The following is a 16809-nucleotide window of genomic DNA, read 5'->3' on the forward strand; positions in this document are numbered from 1 at the left end:
TTTTTTGTCTTTTTTGAGGTTTGGCAGATTGTCTGCTTTATCTATATAAATCAAGTTTTGGGAGGCGTTAATTATGTTGAGTTGTATTCGTATGTATGGATCAAAGCAAGAGATGGAAGGCGGCTAACAAACGAATAATGGAAAGTTGGTGACAGGATGTTTTCGGTTCTAGGAAAATTAAATTGGTTTTTTAAAGAGTATTGGATCAGGTACTCAATCGCTATTATTTTATTAGTCTTTGTGAGTGCTATTGATATTTTGCCACCGAAGTTAATTGGGGCTGCTATTGATGGGATTCAATTTGAAACGTTGACGAGAGAGAGGCTAACAGAGCTTCTGTTCTGGTATTTGATGATTCTTATCGTCAGTTACGTGGTTTCGTATTATTGGGGATATTTATTGTTTGGAGGGGCAATGATTTTAGAGAGGAAGAAACGTTCTAACCTAATGCAACACTTCCTTGCCATGACTCCAACGTTTTTTGGGAAATATCGAACGGGCGATTTGATGGCTCGTTCTACAAATGATTTAAAAGCCATTTCTATGACAGCTGGGTTTGGAATATTAACACTCGTGGATTCGACCTTTTTTATGGTCATGATTGTAGGAGTCATGATCGTTACGATTAGCTGGAAGCTGACACTGGCGGCTTTAATTCCACTGCCGATTATGGCTTTAATGATGAAACGGTATGGAAAGACCATTCATGAACGATTTACAAAAGCGCAAGATGCGTTTGGAGACATGAATGACAGCGTTCTGGAGTCTGTAAGAGGGGTGCGAGTCATTCGTGCTTTTGTTCAAGAGAAAGAGGACCAGGACCGATTTCATAACATGACAAATGATGTATATGAGAAAAACGTGGAGGTCGCCAAGATTGACGCCATGTTTGAGCCTACCATTAAAATTCTCGTCGGTCTTTCTTATACGATTGGACTCGGATATGGAGCTCACCTTGTATTCGTCAATGCCATTACACTAGGGCAGCTTGTTTCCTTTAACGTCTATCTTGGTATGTTAATCTGGCCGATGTTTGCTGTAGGAGAATTGATTAATGTGATGCAACGAGGCAATGCCTCCCTTGATCGTGTAAACGACACGTTAGGGTATGAGGTAGACGTAAAAGACCCAGAGGACCCGAAGCATGTCCCTTTGCCAAGTGTGGTCAGCTTCGATCATGTAACGTTTCGTTATCCAGATACGAACCGGGATCAGTTACAGGATATTAACCTCACCGTGAAGCGGGGTTCTACCATTGGTGTCGTTGGGAAAACGGGTGCTGGGAAGACGACGCTCTTCCGGCAGATGTTACGGGACTACTCTGGTATGAAGGGGAGTTTAACGATAGCAGGTACCTCACTCGAAGAAATCGCTCTTGATACGTCAAGAGGGTGGATTGGATATGTGCCTCAGGATCAAATTCTCTTCTCTAAAACGGTTCGCGAGAATATCCAATTTGGTCGTGAGGATGCGAGTGATGAAGAGATTGAGCGTATTCTCGAGTTGGCCTATTTAAAGAAAGATATTGATAACCTTCCTAAAGGGCTCGATACAAAAGTCGGAGAGAGCGGAGTGACGTTATCCGGTGGACAAAAACAGCGTGTTTCCTTAGCGAGAGCGCTTATTATGGATCCTGAGATTCTTCTCTTAGATGATTCGATGTCAGCAGTTGATGGGAAGACAGAAGCGAATATTATCAGGCATCTAAAAGAAGAACGAAAAGACAAAACGACCTTTATAGCAGCTCACCGCCTTTCAGGTGTTCAGCACGCTGATGAGATTATCGTCCTTGAAGATGGAAAGATCGTAGAGCGTGGCACACATGAAGACTTGATGGAGCAAGATGGATGGTATAAGGATCAGTTTACGAAACAACAAATGGATCAAGAGGAGGTGGATGACCAGTGAAGCCTTCTACGGAGAAACGATTGTTTCAATACGCGTTAACAAGTAAGAAGACGATTTTATTTGGATTGTTATGTTTGACGATTGCTGTGGCTCTTGAATTAACAGGTCCGTTTATTGCGAAGCGCCTTATTGATGAGCATATATTAGGCATTGAGGCAAACTGGATTAAAGTAGAAGAGAATAACGATCACCATGTTGTCGCTTATAAGGATGAACTTTATAAGAGAGAAGATCGGTTAGAGCCGAGTGATCAGACGGGGAGTATAGCTACGATCCTGCAAGTGGGGACCTCTTATTATTTTGTTGAGGAAGACATTCCGACATCTGGAAAGAAGTCTGTTGAAAACGGGCGTATCACGGTCTCGAGCGGAGATGAAACGGCCACCGCACCAGTAACAGAAATGAGCCGGAGTGAACTATATGCCTTTTTCAAACCGGAAACAAGAGCGATCACATGGCTGTTGGCTTTATATGTCGGTTTGCTAGTCATTGCAGCGTTCTTTCAATATGGGCAGACGTATTTACTCCAAATTTCATCCAATCAAATTATTAAACGGATGCGAAATGATATATTTGCTCATATTCAGCGTGTTCCAATTGATTACTTTATCAACCGTCCTGCTGGGAAGATTGTCGCTCGAGTCACAAATGACACGGAGGCTATTCGGGAGCTTTATGTAAAGGTTCTGGCTACGTTTGTAACGAGCGCCATTTACATGACTGGGATCTACATTGCTTTATTCTTATTGGATCCAAAACTTGCTTCCCTATGTTTACTGTTGATTCCGATTATGTTTATTTGGATGAAGTTGTATAAGGCTTATGCAGGTAAATACAACCAAGTAATCCGATCTACGATTAGTGATTTAAACGGAAATATTAATGAAGCCATTCAAGGTATGCCGATTATTCAGGCATTCCGACGCCAGAAGCAAGTGACAGAAGAATTCGAAGTAATGAATGAGAAACACTATACGTATCAGAAGAAGTTGTTGAAGTTAAATTCTTTAACCTCTTTTAATCTTGTAAACGTCCTCCGGAATCTCGCATTTGTAGGATTCATCTGGTATTTTGGCGGAGCGTCATTAGGGGTTGGATCTATCGTAACAGCAGGTGTGCTCTATGCGTTCGTAGACTACCTGAATCGTCTGTTTCAGCCTGTGATCGATGTGGTCAATCAACTGGCGCAGTTGGAACAGGCCCGCGTGGCTGCTACGAGAGTATTTGAATTAATGGACCATGAGGGAGAGGTCGTAGAGTCGAGCCCGATCGAACGCTATAAAGGAAATATTGCGTTTAAGGATGTCTGCTTTGCCTATGAAGCGGATGACTACGTGCTGAAAGAGATCTCATTCCATGCAAATTCAGGTGAAACGGTTGCGTTCGTAGGTCATACAGGTTCAGGGAAGAGCTCGATTATGAATCTACTATTTCGTTTCTATGATCCGCAAAAAGGTAAGATTACCATTGATGAAATGGAAACAAGAGAACTCTCAAGGCAACAGGTGCGCAGCCATATGGGGATTGTCTTACAGGATCCTTTCTTGTTTACAGGCACCCTTCTGTCCAACGTAACGATGGGGGATCCTTCTATTACAAGAGAGAAAGCTATTGAAGCTTTGAAAGCTGTAGGGGCAGATGCCTTCATTGAGAAGTTACCCCACCAATATGATGAGCCTGTCAAAGAGAAGGGAAGTACACTTTCTGCCGGAGAGCGTCAGCTGATTTCGTTTGCGAGAGCCCTCGCATTTGATCCGGCCATTCTTATTCTCGATGAGGCGACAGCCAATATTGATACGGAAACGGAGAGTATGATCCAACGTGCGCTTCAAGTATTAAAGAAAGGTCGAACAACACTCGTGATTGCTCATCGTTTGTCGACCATTCAGCAAGCTGATCAGATTCTCGTTTTAGATCACGGACGAATTGTAGAACGAGGGAATCACGACTCTCTGCTACAACAAAACGGAATCTATCAACAAATGTATCAAATGCAACAGGGCAGACTGGAACAAGCGATCATTTCATAGCATAATAAGAAGTAGGCGCCCTGATGCGCCTGCTTCTTTTTTTAAGGGACAGACACACTTTAATGCTGTAAAGTAATGCACGGTGTCTGGCACCCTTTAGTTTGCTAAAGGGGGACAATGATGAGCGAGGATTATAAAGATAAAGAGTATTCAAAAGATATAATAGATCGTGATTTATATGAAGAGATTGATGATGAAGAAATGCGAGAGATCTTGGATGAGGAACGAGCGAAGCTAAGGGAGAAGAAGGAAGAAGAGGAAAAGCCGAAGCGTCCATTCCCAAAGTGGGCCTTCTGGCTGATCGCTGTTATGATGACCATTAATATTGTAGGCATCCTCCCTAAGACGTTTTCCCTCCCGGCTGTTGATTTCCTTATTAAATCAGCTGAACTGATGACAAACAAAGACATTGACGAGTATCAACAATCCGTTGTTGTAATTGAATCCGGGAATTCTAAAGGGACAGGTTTCTCCATTTCAGAAGATGGATATGTCATAACGAATGAACACGTCATTGATAATGAGATGCCAATTACCGTTGCATTTGAAGAGAGGGGCTTGTATGGCGGAGAAGTGGTTCATACATTCGAAGATATTGATCTAGCCTTATTGAAAGTGGAGCTAAAAAATCAGGAGGCCTTACCTTATCTCCCTCTTGCTGAAAAGACTACATTCACTGAACGGGAACACGTCTATTTCATAGGCAACCCCTTACGTTTTAATGGGATCGCAAATGAAGGAGAGGTCATTGGTTACAGGGGGCTTAGTGATTGGGACAAGGAAGTATTAATGCTTGATGCTCCAATCTATCACGGCAATAGTGGAAGTCCTGTTATAACAGAAGAAGGACGCGTCATTGCGGTCGTCTTTGCAACGATTAAAGATGAAGAACACGGAAAAGTAGGGTTATCTGTTCCCATTACGTATTTTCATGAAAAGATGAAGGGTCTCGAGCCTATGATTCAACTACCTTCTGAAGAAGACTAATTCGTTTGAGTCACGTTCTCTAGTGGTACATATAAACTATCGATACGACTAGAGAGGTGACAAACGTTGTTATTAAAAGGAAATTTACTTGAGAAATTTCACTTAGATGCAAACGATGGGGAACTAGGAAAGGTTAAAGATCTATACTTCGACGATAAGAAATGGGCACTTCGTTATATGGTTGTCGATACCCGTAAATGGCTACCTGGGAGAAAAGTCGTCTTATCTCCTTCAGGTATTAAAGAAATCAACGTAGAAGACCAACTCGTTCATATGAATAATGATAAAGAATCCATTCGTAATTCTCCTACCATTGAAGAGGAAGCACCGGTATCTGTTCAGAAAGAACAAGAAATGGCAAACTATTATGGTTGGCTTCCTTACTGGAAAGGTGACTCGCTATGGGGCACAACAGGCGCTCCTGAAATGGTAGGAACTGAAATGGCTCCACAAGCCCCGACCGTAACAGAAAATGAATTTAATGAAGAAGCGGACCATCACTTAAGGAGTATGAATGAGATTAAGGGAGACGAAGCCGGTTATCAATTAGAAACCGCAGATGGAAATGCAGGTTTTATCGATGACTTTATCATTGAAGATGAGAGCTGGAAAATTCGTTACGTTGTTGTCAAAACGGTAGAAAAACTTGGAGGAAAACGAATTCTCATTTCCCCGGACTGGATGGAGACAGTCGATTGGGGTAAAAAGAGTATCCCTGTAAATCTTGACTATAAACAGATTCAGGACGCCCCAGAATACGACCCAGACAAACCGGTTACACGTGATGATGAAGAGAAAATCTACACAGCCTTTCACAGACCAAAATATTGGCAATAACAAAAAGCCTTCTTGATCCAATAGGATCGGGAAGGCTTTTTTAATTTGTTGAGTTTTAAAGGGGCTTTTATGGATGTAACGGATTTAAAGTAATTTGATGGTAAGGAGTTCGTTAATTTTCTAGGCGCGAACGGTACACCAGTTTTAGAATGGCAGAGAATCTATGTTTCAGGGGGATATGGCGTGTTTCCGTTTCTCCCAATATAGAAATGGTGGTTCGGGAAAGCGAGTGATTTCCCGAATCACCTTATGCTCATGTGAGTGCTAACGGAAACTTTCTCTTATCAAAATCCCCCATTAAGCCATCCTCCCTCTCTCACTAGGGCTGAAAGAATATGGTTATAATCTACTGTAGATATAGGTCGAAATATGTTGTATGATACCCATATTGATTAAGGCTCAAACCGCGCCATGATAGGAAATTCATGGCTTGAATATGACATGTGGTGAAATCTTTTTGTAACAAAACTGCAAAAAACATCACAAAAAACACCCAAAAAATGATCAACTAAAGCGAAAACTATAATAGCTGGAGGTGAAGAGGGTTGATCAGACGTCTGTGGAAAAAGGAAAAGGATGGTTCACTTGAAGAACAAGTAGCACTTGTTCAGGAAGGTGACGAGGAAGTTCAAAACCATCTTATTAAAAAATATCAACCTTTTATCGCCAAAAGTGTATCTGAAGTTTGTAAACGATATATAGATCCAACGAAAGATGATGAATTCAGTATTGGTTTAATGGCCTTTAATGAGGCAATGCATTCGTATTCTCCTGATAAAGGCAGTTCCTTTCTTTCTTTTGCCAAACTTGTAGTGAAACGAAAGGTCATCGATTATATTCGCTATGATCAAAATAACCCTGTTGTGGCGTCTTTAGATCAGGAATATGAAGATGATGAGCAGATGGAAAACCCTCAGGAGGTAAAAGCTGCAAAGGAACGTTACCAAACTGAAACGGAAAGCTGGTACCGTCGCATTGAGATTCAAGATTTCAGTGAAAAACTGAAAGAGTACAAATTGTCATTTCAAGAACTAACAGAGGTGGCCCCTAAACACCGGGATGCTCGTGAATCTGCTATTCATGTAGCACGTACGGTCTACCACCATGAAGAAATGAGAGCCTTTGTGCTAGAGAAGCGAAAGCTCCCTATGAAACAACTGATCAATGAAGTGGAAGTCAGTAAGAAGACACTAGAACGGAACCGTAAGTTTGTTTTAGCCATTTTCATCATTTTGAATGAGGATTACGTATATTTAAAAGATTATATCAAGGGGGTGGGCCTGTGAAAAAAGGGGTTGTCATGGAACAACACCGACGATATACCATCGTAATGACGAGTGAAGGAACCTTTTACAAAGCCAAAGCGATTCAGTCTTCAATGCCTGGAGATGAAGTATCATTTGAACCGTTACCAGAACGGAAAGGATTCGGGTCGTTATTTCCGAATACCTTAAAGCCAAATGTCCGATTTGTCGCCATGGTTGCAGCTCTCTTGATTGCTATCCTTCCTCTTTATTCTTGGATTGATTCAAATCGAGCATATGCTTATGTCAATATTGAGATGAATCCAAGCATTGAGATGAAGGTTAACGACAAGATGAAAGTGATTGAAATGATGCCGCTTAACGATGATGCAAGTATAATCGTTGAGAAAATCACGGACTGGAAGAACAAAGCTGTTGAAAAGGTAACGATTACCGTCATAGAAACAGGCAAAGAGATTGGTCTTATAAATGAAAATAAGAGTGTCATGATTGGAGTCAGTCATGAAAGTACGGTTCGACAAGAGGAAGACGTTCTTCAAACGATCGATCGCTACTTACAGAGTCATTCGGTGAGTGGGATGAATATTGCGACGTTCGCTGTTCCGAAATCTATCCGCGAAAAGGCGGAAAGTGATGGAAAATCAATGAATGAAACGCTGGCAGAGTCCTATCAATTATCACGGGCTGGTAATGTAGTAAGCGGTAAGACGAATCAGATGTCCGAGAATGAAGCAGAGGCTTTCAATAACTTTTATAATAAAGCGCAAGTAGAAGCCCCTGATTCATCATCTGATGAAGAGGCACCTCAAGAAAAGAAACCGGAACCTTCCTCAAAAGATGAAAAGCAACAAGAGAATGAACAACCAAAAGAGTCATCAGAGCCACAAACAAAAAAAGACATTCAACCATCGTCTCCATCCACGAACCCAGTAAATCCCGCGGGTAAGGAGAAAGGATGGGCGAAACAAGGCAAAGAAAAGGAAGATCCACCGGGGCAAAGCCGGGGTCTTCCTTCTGGTCTATCTTCAAAACAACAAGAAATTATTCAACACTTACCACCTGGCTTACAGAAAAAAGTTCAATCCTATGACAACTGGAATGAACTGCCGCCTGGTATACAGAAACAAATTCTGTCTATCTACCAGTCATTGAACGATTACGAACAAGAGCTTAAAAAGAACAAACCACAGGGGAACGGAAAAGAGAAAGAGCACCAAAAGCAAAAACATTGGAATAAAGAAAAGAATGACAAGAAATATCAAGATCATAAACATGATAAGCATAAAGATAAGAAACATCGTGATGACAAACACAAAGAAAAGAAACACAAGCATGATGATTGATGAAGCAAAAAGACTTCTTTTAAGGCGGTAAGATGGGAACGCCTTAGAAGAAGTCTTTTTTATATTATGGATAGGAATATATTGGATGGTAGCCCATTCAAAAGTAGGCAATGGGATCGAAGTTGGGTATGCTAATAAAAAAGGAGTGTTGCATCTTGTCTCAATCAAACCTAGGAGTAAAAGACGGAAAATTAGCAGAGTGCCCATCTTCCCCGAACTGTGTTTCAACTCAAGCCGAAGATGCTTCGAAAAAGATGGAGCCTCTGCCCTTTAAAGGAACGCGTGAAGAAACGAAAGATACATTAAAGAACATTCTAAATGAGTATGGCCGTGTTTCTATTGAAGAAGAAACAGAGGATTATATTCATGCCACATTTAAAACGAAAATTATGCGCTTTACAGATGATGTCGAGTTTTATCTTGATGACAATGCTGAGGTTGTTCATTTTCGTTCCGCTTCTCGTGTGGGGTATTCCGACTTAGGCAAAAATCGGTCTCGCATGGAGGAAATTCGGACGTTATATAACAAGTGACAGAAAAGTCTCTATTTTAGAGACTTTTCTCCTATTTTATCTCTTTTTTCTGGAACGGTGTTTTCCTGGTAAATTACATAATAGTATAATGAGTAAGGCTTTTACATTATCTACGAATCTGTGAAACTTTTTCATCATACATTCGTAGAGACAACTACTAACCATTTATCAGGAAAACAGAAAGGGAGAGATACATGAGCAATCACCAACAAGCGAAAAAAGGCATGAACAAATGGCTTGTTACGCTCTTAACGATTGTCGTCATTGGTGCCCTTGGGGCTACGGCGTACGGTATGTTAAAGGATTCTAATCCGATGACCATGTACATGAAAGCTCAAAAGAACACGATGGAAGATCAGTTCGAGCGTATGGAAGACTACACAGGAAGTTATAAAGAGATTTATGACCGTCAATTAGAAGAAGCTTATGAGACAAAGGGATCTGTCACAATGGATCTTAATGTAAAGGGAGATCAGATTCAACAATCCTTCCCTCAAATGGGTATGATTCAAGGAATTATTTCTACTTTGAAAGTCGAGTATAATTCAAAAATTGACCCAGAATCAAAAGAAACGTTTGCTAGTGCAGATTTAACGATGCAAGGAAACAGCATTGCGAACGGAAGTTTCTATCAAAATGAAAACACAGCAGCTGTACAAGCACCATTTGTCTATGATAAATATTTCGCACTTGGAAATGACGAACTAGGTGCATTCCTAGAACGTATGGGAGAGTCAAGTGAAGGCATTAACGAACTTCCGAACTTTGCAGAGTACTCCCAGACGCAACTTTCATTCGAAGAAGTGGAAGAAATTATGCAAGATTACGTTGTGACCATAGGAAAGCAACTAAAAGAAGAACAATTCTCTCTTAACGAAGGAGCTACTTACGAAGGAGAGAAATACGATAAAGTAACCGTAGAGATCAGTGAAGAAGAAGCTCATGAAATGCTTGTTGCTGTTCTTGAAGAGTTAAAACAAGATGAACGCATTTGGGACATCCTTGATCAACAATCTGCTCTTCAGCAGGGTGTGAATTCTGTTTCAAATGAAGATATGAAAGCCGACATTGATGAGGCAATTGAAAACGTTGACTCGATTAAAATCCCTGGAGGGATTACAATCGAAGCTTATCTGAAAGATGATTTAGTAGCTCATCAAACATGGAACATGAGTCTTCAACCAGAGGACGCTGAAAAAGTAGCGATGGAAATCTCAACAGATTACGTGAAAGAAGATGAAGATCGTTATACAAGCTCTGCAGATATGACGTTTACACCAGAAAATGAAGAAGGTTCCGTTTCTGTAAGCTATAAAGAAGACGGGAAACCAAATAAAGATGGTCTTCATGTGGATCATACTATTGGTGTGAATTCAGAGATCCCATCTGAAACATTCACGATGGACCTTATCTTAAATTCTGACTTTACAGAGCAAGGGTCGAAAACCGACTTTAATGTGGAGTTATCTGGTGACGCTTTAGGTGAGCAGCCTATGCCAAACATCTCTGGTTTCGTTAACATGGAAACAACAGAAGAGGACGATGATAGCTACAATCGTAAGGTCGATTATGGGTTGAACTTTAGTATGGATGATCCGATGATGGGTGAAATGGCAGCGGATGTGGAACTGAACGTGGATCAGAATATTTCGTTCTCTGATGACCTTTCTTTCCCTGAATTAAAAGATGGCAACACTGTACGTGTGATGGACCAATCTGATCAGGAATTAGAGCAAATCGCACAAGATATTCAGCGTAACTTCCAGCAGCACATTGGATCTCTATTAGGTGGATTTGGCGGTTTAGGTGGATTCTAAATCGTGAAAACCAATTATTTAAGAAGGGAGCAGACTGTATGAATGGGTTCTCGTTATGGAGATATGAAATGAGGGCAACCGTTCTTCGGCCTGCCCCTCTTTTTTTATCCTTTTTTATCCCTCTGCTCATTATGCTCATCGCTGGATTAAGCTTGCAAAATTTATTCCAAGAAGAAGAGAAACAAATACAAGCTGCAATTGTCGATCATGACCAAACCTTTGAGACCAAGTCTCTAGTGAATCAGCTCTCCGAAGAAGAACGAATGAAGCGAGCTCTGCAACTGACTCCTATGAGTGAAAAGGAAGCGAAAGAAGCGTTTGAAAAAGGGGACCTAGCCGGTGTGATGACAATTCCTGAGGGGTTTACGGATAGTCTCCGGGTTGGAGATAATGAACCAATCGCTGTCATGACAAATCAGGACAAGCCGATCGATTCAACCATGCTTACGGTCTTACTCGAATCAGGTGCGAAGTATATTTCGGCTTCTCAGAGTGCAGTGAACGCAGTCTATGATTTACATATTAAGCAATTACCCAAAGACGAACGAAGTGCAAGACTCGAGGAGGCCATCGTCACCTTTACATTGTTTGCCCTCGAACGAAATGAAGCATTTGAAGAACAGCAAGTCGCGAGTGGAGCGGCAGTAGGATGGCAAGCCCATGCTTTCATTGCCATGACCTTTACGTTTGTCGTATTCTTTACCATACTTTTTCAGGCGTTGGATGGGCGAACTCATACCGCTTCAATCAATATGAGATGGAGAATGCTTAACCTTACGTTTTTACACCAGGTCATTGTTAAACAGATAAAGTGGTGGATCATTCTGTTCGCATTAATTGAACTCCTGATGGGAATTTCCAATCTGGTGGTTCCGGTACAGTTCTCTTTAGGGCTGCATGCAGGGATGGTTTTAATTGCTTTTTGGCTTTCTGCCTTTTCTGCTTTTCTATATGGAGTGACCACTCATGCGAGCATCAGGTCTTTAACTCTTCTCATCGTTTCCCTTATTGGAATGGTCAGTGCGGGTGCTTTAATTCCTGAGATTTATTTACCCACGTGGCTAAGTCAGGATGGAACACCTTTTTCGTTTACGTATGAGGTTTTCCGTTTAGCATTTGCGGACCAGGGTGACCCCTTGCCTTATATAGGATTATTTCTTTGGGGAGTCTTGTTTTATATAGGAGCGACCTTAGCTGGTTTTAGGAAGGAGAAACGTGATGCTTACGTATCTATATTTACATCTAAATAAGTGGAAGAAGCGTCCGTTTCTTAGTCTGTTTGTTCTTTTATTCCCACTCATTGTGACGGTTTCCCTTTTCCCTTTCTTCCAAAAAGCAATGGAGGAATCAGCCGTTCCCGTGGCTCTTGTTGATGAAGATGAGAGTAGGTATTCGACAACTCTCACAGAAAGAGTCAAAGATGCAGATCGGCTACGCGTTTTATCTATGAGCTTTAAAGAGGCAGAACGGGCTGTTAAGAAGGGGACAATTGAGGCGGCCTTTATCCTGAAGGAAGGATTTGAGGAAACGCTCCAAAACGGAGAAATCGATGATACGATTACATGGATCCGTTCTGAGAATTCAACCCTTGATGTATTTGCGAAAGAAGCAATAGGGGCTGAGTTAATGAGACTTTCTTTAAATGCAAAGGCAGGGAATGCTCTTATGAAATGGGATTCCTCGGCTACATTTGAAGAAGGTGTCCAGTATGCGGATCAGTTCTGGAACCCTGAACCACTGTTCCAAGTGGCTTTTGAGAAAAGATCGCCTGAGAATGTAACAGAACCTTCATTCACGCTGAGCCCCTGGCAAGGTGTTATGATCAGCTTGTTCTTTCTGTATGCTTGGATCGCAGGGATTGTATTCTTAAGGAACATGGTTTGGGACCTGAGGTCTGGACGATTGCAACGAATTAAAATGACGCAACAAACTACAAGGGCTTATTTTGCAGGTCATTGCTTTGTGCTTCTGCTCGTAGGAGCTGCAACGTTTCTCCCTGCCACCTATGCTCTATTGACATTGTCTCAAACCCCTATCCTACCGGTTCTGGAATGGTCCGGTTGGGGAGTCATCGTCTTACTGATCACGCTGGGCATAACCTGGTTTTTATTTATGGGACTCGGGCGTAAGAACGGAAGTATTCTTTTCCTGGTGCTCCTTGCTACTGGCTCATTTGTATGGACGACTGCCCAATTGGATTGGGCATTTATATGGCCTCATCATTGGCTCATTCATAAACCTTAAGAAAAGGAGGGAATTATGTGATCCGATTTGAAGACGTATCGAAGTGGTATAAGCGAAAGACTGTTCTGCACCCATTCTCCCTCACGGTAAGAGAAGGGAGTTCTGTAGGCATTATTGGACCTAACGGGGCTGGGAAGTCAACGTTCTTAAAAATGGTCGCTTCACTGGAGAGACCCTCAAAGGGGACTGTATCTTTCTATAATGAACCTTATGAGAAAGTGATCAAACAAGTTCGGGCTGATATTGGGTATGTTCCACAGGACATTGCCCTTTACGAAGAATTAACCGTCAAAGAGCAACTCTCATTCTGGAAGAAACTAGAGCCTAGAGGAGTGGATGAGGGATTCTTAGAAGAAATGATCCAAACACTACGCCTGAACGAGGTTTTTGATCAACGGATAAACCGACTTTCCGGAGGATGGAAACGAAAAGTAAACATGTGTATTGGGCTGCTAAAGAATCCGGCTATTTGCTTATTAGATGAACCAACGGCTGGGGTAGACCTGGCCGCTAAAGAAGATATTATAGGCTGGCTTCAAACCCTCCACTCTGAAGGGAAAACCCTTCTATACATTAGTCATGACTGGTACGAATTGAACCAACTGAGTGATGAGTATTTGTTATTCGCTTCAGGGGCCCCGGTCTTCCAGGGGAGTAAGGATCGTCTGTTGGTTGAGAAGAACGAATTGATGCAAACGTACAACCAGGATGCAGAGCTTTCCCGCATTCTTCAGTATGTGTAAATACAGAAAGGCTCTCTTACCTAGGTAAGAGAGCCTTTTTTAGAGCCGTTCCTCCGTTACTTCAATTCCGTGTAATGAGCAATCGCTTATCATCTAGAACCCTTACAGCAGGAGGGTGGCAATCAGAAAATGGGATGAAGGATGTTCCTAGTGAACGCCTTCATGGAATGGCTTCGCTTGTGTCTTTTGAAGCGTACTATTAATATGAGCCTCGGGTGCCTGCTCTATAAGTGGAAATTTTTTCGTACGAGTGAGGATGTAGGGAATTAATTTAGGTTTTGCTGTCCACTGATGCCGTAAAAGAATAATTGGAGCAATTCTTCAGTGAATTGTTGAGTGCTTTCTTTATCGTGAAACATTTCACGCTGATTGCGCATCGTTTGGTGATACATGTTGATGTAAAACATAATCATATTCGCAGATAAAGAATGATTCACAACGCCTTCTTCTTTACCTTGGTCAATTAGCTTCATGAACACAGGAATAGAGTGGTTTTGAGCAAATTCATTAGCGAATTCTTTAATTTCTGGTTGGTTTGACATCAACGTTTGCATGAAATCGAGGTCAAAGTTTAGCATGTCTGTCGTTTTCGATGTGATAATATGACGAATTTTTTCCTCAAAAGAAAGAGAGGAGTCATCGATTAAATCCTGAAATGTCTTAAGGCGTTCAAAGCCATACAGTTTAACGGCTTCGAGCAAAAGTTGGTCTTTGCTTCCAAAATAATTATAAATCGTTACTTGGGAGACTTGGGCGGCTTTTGCAATCTCCTGTATACTTACTTTCTGAACACCATATTTAGAAAACAGCTCAAAAGCTGTATGTAAGATCTTTTTCTTCTTAAGTTCGGTTCTTCGTTCAAAACCATTCATAGGCTCCACCTCTTCATTCCCATCATACCGTGGGTTTTGAAGCAAATCAATTCATATCCTTCAAATCAAAATGACAGCGTTTAGCCCATCTCTTTGACATATCTTTCAATGTATTCTGCTGAGCGCTTGGCTAAGCTATAAATGGTTAAGGTGGGATTAGCAGAAGGGGCGGTTACAAAGGTCGGTGCTCCAGCAATAAACAAATTGTCGATGTCATGACTCTGTCCATAACTATTGACCACAGATGATTCAGGATCATTCCCCATCCGACAACCTCCCATAAGATGGGCATGAGCTCGTAAGTGATACATCGGTTCACCACCCGCTGCTGAAGCAATTAATTTCAGCGTTTCCTTCGCTTCTTCCCGTATGCGGTGATCATTTTCGTGATAAGAGAACGTGACCTTCGGAATAGGGACACCGTATTCATCAAGCTGGTCTGTTAACGTGACTCGATTACTGGCTTGAGGAACAACTTCACCTAACATCGCAAAGCTTGCAAAGTGGTTGTAATCGAGCATTCTCATTCTCATATTCTCACCAATGCACGTCTCATCGTTTTCTAAAAATAGGGTCGCCAATCGCATCGGACGCATGCCATACGAATTTAAAATGAACCCACGTTTAAACCCCTTTTCCTTCCCGCTTAAATATGGGTCCATGGTTAGCGCTTGGACCGGATTTCCTCTGTACATTCTTATTTCTTCAGGGAATTTGGCGATCAAACGGTCGTTAAGATTTGTCATCAAGTACTTGCCTACAAGACCAGAAGAATTAGCCAACCCTTGAGGGAAGTCCTCGCTCTTTGAATGAAGTAAAAGTCTCGGTGCTTCAATGGCATAACAAGCGAGCACGACGACTTTTGCGTCAATTTCGTGAGGATCTCCATCCATCTTGTAATGGACAGTCTTAACGCGTTTGGTCTTGTCAGTGGTCAGATGAGTGACCGTGGCTTCTGGTAAAAGAGTCACACCGCCCTTTAGAGCTTCTGGTATAAACGTATTTAAAGGTGTTGTTTTCGCGTTCGGCATGCACCCTTCTTCGCAGAATCCACGATTAATACAAGGATGTCTATCTTCTAGTGGAGCAGAGAGGATCGCTAGAGGGGAGACTGCATGATTCATGCCGAGCCTCTCACACCCCTCACGAAATTTTAACGTATTATTGGAAAGGTCATGATGTGCCGGATAAGGATACTTTCCACCAAACTCGGGCCATGGAAATCGGTTTGGTCCAGAAAGAGACAAGCGGTTGGTCATGTCTTCATAGTAAGGCACTACATCTTCGTAGGAAATCGGCCAATCTTCTCCAATGCCTTCTGAATTACGTGTTTGAAAATCACTAGGATGAAATCTTAAAAGTTGAGCGGTGTAATGAACCGCACTTCCCCCAACTCCCTTACCGGAAGTGCTTCTGTACAAGTCGAGAGGATCCTGTCCTACACTGACTCGCGGCTCGTTCCAGAACAGTTTCTCCATTTCAAGTTCATCGCTTGCGAAATCTTGCTCAGGGTTCCGGTGAGGACCTGCGTCGAGCATGACAACGTTTAAATTCGTCTTAGATAAATGGGCAGCAATCACAGATCCAGCTGCTCCGGCCCCTACGATACAAATATCATATGAAGTTTTCGCCATGAGGCTTAGCCTCCCACTCATCAAACTGGTGAGGACCAAATGCGTAATAACCTCGTGGGAAAGCGGGACCGCCATATCCGATATCTGACCATATAGATGGGTCAGAGTAAATGATCTTCACAATTTCAGCAGATACCGTTGAGAAGAAGAGGTCGCTATGAACTTCTGCCCAAATACTTGGGTCACCGTCGCTTTCCCTCCACTTTCTTACAAGCTTGTTCCTTATGCTCTCATCAAGCATATAAAAGGTTTTTCCATGCTCCGTTATGGACTCTTGTTCCATAAACGTTAGTCCCTTTAAGATGATTTCTTCTTTGGATAAATCGGTTCCTTTAGGGAAAGCTTTTAGCTTCCTATGAGTTAAACGCTGGTCTAATACCATAGTCAGACTCAAGGTTTGCTCCCCGAGGTGGGAGGGAAATAATGTTTTAGCTAAAGCCTGCAAAGTCCTTTTCATATCCGGGGTTAAGATGGCCCCATCTGATGGGTGAATGCGCGAAAACAGTACCTCCTGAGTAACAGGATCCCATTCCTTCTTCTCGCTCATCACGTCATAAGTAGGATAATACGTTCGTTTCGGATGTTGTTGCTCCATA

Annotated in this window: 15 protein-coding genes; 12 read left to right on the plus strand and 3 right to left on the minus strand. The window is 42.0% G+C overall.

What is annotated here, in order from left to right:
- The first annotated feature begins 156 nt into the window (after nt 1–156).
- The 12 genes from LQ226_RS13960 to LQ226_RS21020 all read left to right on the plus strand — a co-directional run bounded on the left by LQ226_RS13960 (nt 157) and on the right by LQ226_RS21020 (nt 13910).
- Nucleotides 157–1908, plus strand: coding sequence for an ABC transporter ATP-binding protein (locus tag LQ226_RS13960; RefSeq protein WP_231418569.1), 1752 nt, complete (start codon nt 157–159; stop codon nt 1906–1908).
- Nucleotides 1905–3938 carry an ABC transporter ATP-binding protein gene (locus tag LQ226_RS13965; protein ID WP_231418570.1) on the plus strand — a complete coding sequence of 678 codons (2034 nt, stop codon included), beginning with the start codon at nt 1905–1907 and terminating at the stop codon, nt 3936–3938. Before LQ226_RS13960 ends, LQ226_RS13965 begins: the two co-directional genes overlap by 4 nt.
- Before the next feature lie 117 nt (nt 3939–4055).
- Nucleotides 4056–4925: a S1 family peptidase gene (locus LQ226_RS13970; RefSeq protein ID WP_354665924.1), complete on the plus strand. Its 870-nt coding sequence runs from the start codon at nt 4056–4058 to the stop codon at nt 4923–4925.
- Between the two features lie 66 nt (nt 4926–4991).
- A complete protein-coding gene (locus LQ226_RS13975; RefSeq protein ID WP_231418571.1) occupies nt 4992–5762 on the plus strand; it encodes a PRC-barrel domain-containing protein in 771 nt (256 codons plus the stop codon).
- A 545-nt stretch (nt 5763–6307) separates the two neighbouring features.
- Nucleotides 6308–7048 carry an RNA polymerase sigma factor SigI gene (sigI, locus tag LQ226_RS13980; RefSeq protein WP_231418572.1) on the plus strand — a complete coding sequence of 247 codons (741 nt, stop codon included), beginning with the start codon at nt 6308–6310 and terminating at the stop codon, nt 7046–7048.
- Complete coding sequence (locus LQ226_RS13985) at nt 7045–8370, plus strand: anti-sigma factor domain-containing protein (RefSeq protein ID WP_231418573.1); 1326 nt, start codon at nt 7045–7047, stop codon at nt 8368–8370. The genes sigI and LQ226_RS13985 overlap by 4 nt, the downstream gene beginning before the upstream one ends.
- Nucleotides 8371–8525: 155 nt before the next feature.
- Nucleotides 8526–8903 (plus strand): DUF1499 domain-containing protein, encoded by a 378-nt coding sequence (locus LQ226_RS13990; protein ID WP_231418574.1) that lies wholly within the window; start codon nt 8526–8528, stop codon nt 8901–8903.
- 194 nt (nt 8904–9097) lie between these two features.
- A complete protein-coding gene (locus tag LQ226_RS13995) occupies nt 9098–10720 on the plus strand; it encodes a DUF6583 family protein (protein ID WP_231418575.1) in 1623 nt (540 codons plus the stop codon).
- A 38-nt stretch (nt 10721–10758) separates the two neighbouring features.
- On the plus strand, nt 10759–11970 hold the full coding sequence (locus LQ226_RS14000) for an ABC transporter permease (protein WP_231418576.1): 1212 nt from the start codon (nt 10759–10761) through the stop codon (nt 11968–11970).
- Nucleotides 11939–12964: an ABC transporter permease gene (locus tag LQ226_RS14005; protein ID WP_231418577.1), complete on the plus strand. Its 1026-nt coding sequence runs from the start codon at nt 11939–11941 to the stop codon at nt 12962–12964. Before LQ226_RS14000 ends, LQ226_RS14005 begins: the two co-directional genes overlap by 32 nt.
- Nucleotides 12965–12981: 17 nt before the next feature.
- On the plus strand, nt 12982–13707 hold the full coding sequence (locus LQ226_RS14010) for an ABC transporter ATP-binding protein (protein WP_231418578.1): 726 nt from the start codon (nt 12982–12984) through the stop codon (nt 13705–13707).
- Nucleotides 13708–13781: 74 nt separating this feature from the next.
- The gene (locus LQ226_RS21020; RefSeq protein WP_255688659.1) at nt 13782–13910 is read left to right on the plus strand and encodes a hypothetical protein; all 129 of its coding nucleotides are present in this window, start codon (nt 13782–13784) and stop codon (nt 13908–13910) included.
- A 63-nt stretch (nt 13911–13973) separates the two neighbouring features.
- Here LQ226_RS21020 and LQ226_RS14015 read toward each other — a convergent pair whose 3' ends face one another.
- The 3 genes from LQ226_RS14015 to LQ226_RS14025 form a co-directional block, all read right to left on the minus strand.
- A complete protein-coding gene (locus tag LQ226_RS14015; RefSeq protein WP_231418579.1) occupies nt 13974–14579 on the minus strand; it encodes a TetR/AcrR family transcriptional regulator in 606 nt (201 codons plus the stop codon).
- 80 nt (nt 14580–14659) lie between these two features.
- A complete protein-coding gene (locus LQ226_RS14020) occupies nt 14660–16213 on the minus strand; it encodes a GMC family oxidoreductase (protein WP_231418580.1) in 1554 nt (517 codons plus the stop codon).
- Nucleotides 16194–16808, minus strand: a complete 615-nt coding sequence (locus LQ226_RS14025) for a gluconate 2-dehydrogenase subunit 3 family protein (RefSeq protein WP_231418581.1) — start codon at nt 16806–16808, stop codon at nt 16194–16196. The genes LQ226_RS14020 and LQ226_RS14025 overlap by 20 nt, the downstream gene beginning before the upstream one ends.
- Nucleotide 16809 lies beyond the last annotated feature (1 nt).

This window comes from Pontibacillus sp. HN14 (genome assembly GCF_021129245.1).
In the GTDB taxonomy this organism is placed as follows: Bacteria; Bacillota; Bacilli; order Bacillales; family BH030062; genus Pontibacillus.

Bases quoted from the DNA above. Each gene is read 5' to 3' on its own strand.
- LQ226_RS13960 (WP_231418569.1), top strand. From the start codon at position 157: ATGTTTTCGGTTCTAGGAAAATTAAATTGGTTTTTTAAAGAGTATTGG.
- LQ226_RS13970 (WP_354665924.1), top strand. From the start codon at position 4,056: ATGATGAGCGAGGATTATAAAGATAAAGAGTATTCAAAAGATATAATA.
- LQ226_RS13995 (WP_231418575.1), top strand. From the start codon at position 9,098: ATGAGCAATCACCAACAAGCGAAAAAAGGCATGAACAAATGGCTTGTT.
- LQ226_RS14000 (WP_231418576.1), top strand. From the start codon at position 10,759: ATGAATGGGTTCTCGTTATGGAGATATGAAATGAGGGCAACCGTTCTT.
- LQ226_RS14005 (WP_231418577.1), top strand. From the start codon at position 11,939: ATGCTTACGTATCTATATTTACATCTAAATAAGTGGAAGAAGCGTCCG.
- LQ226_RS21020 (WP_255688659.1), top strand. From the start codon at position 13,782: ATGAGCAATCGCTTATCATCTAGAACCCTTACAGCAGGAGGGTGGCAA.
- LQ226_RS14015 (WP_231418579.1), bottom strand. From the start codon at position 14,579: ATGAATGGTTTTGAACGAAGAACCGAACTTAAGAAGAAAAAGATCTTA.
- LQ226_RS14020 (WP_231418580.1), bottom strand. From the start codon at position 16,213: ATGGCGAAAACTTCATATGATATTTGTATCGTAGGGGCCGGAGCAGCT.
- LQ226_RS14025 (WP_231418581.1), bottom strand. From the start codon at position 16,808: ATGGAGCAACAACATCCGAAACGAACGTATTATCCTACTTATGACGTG.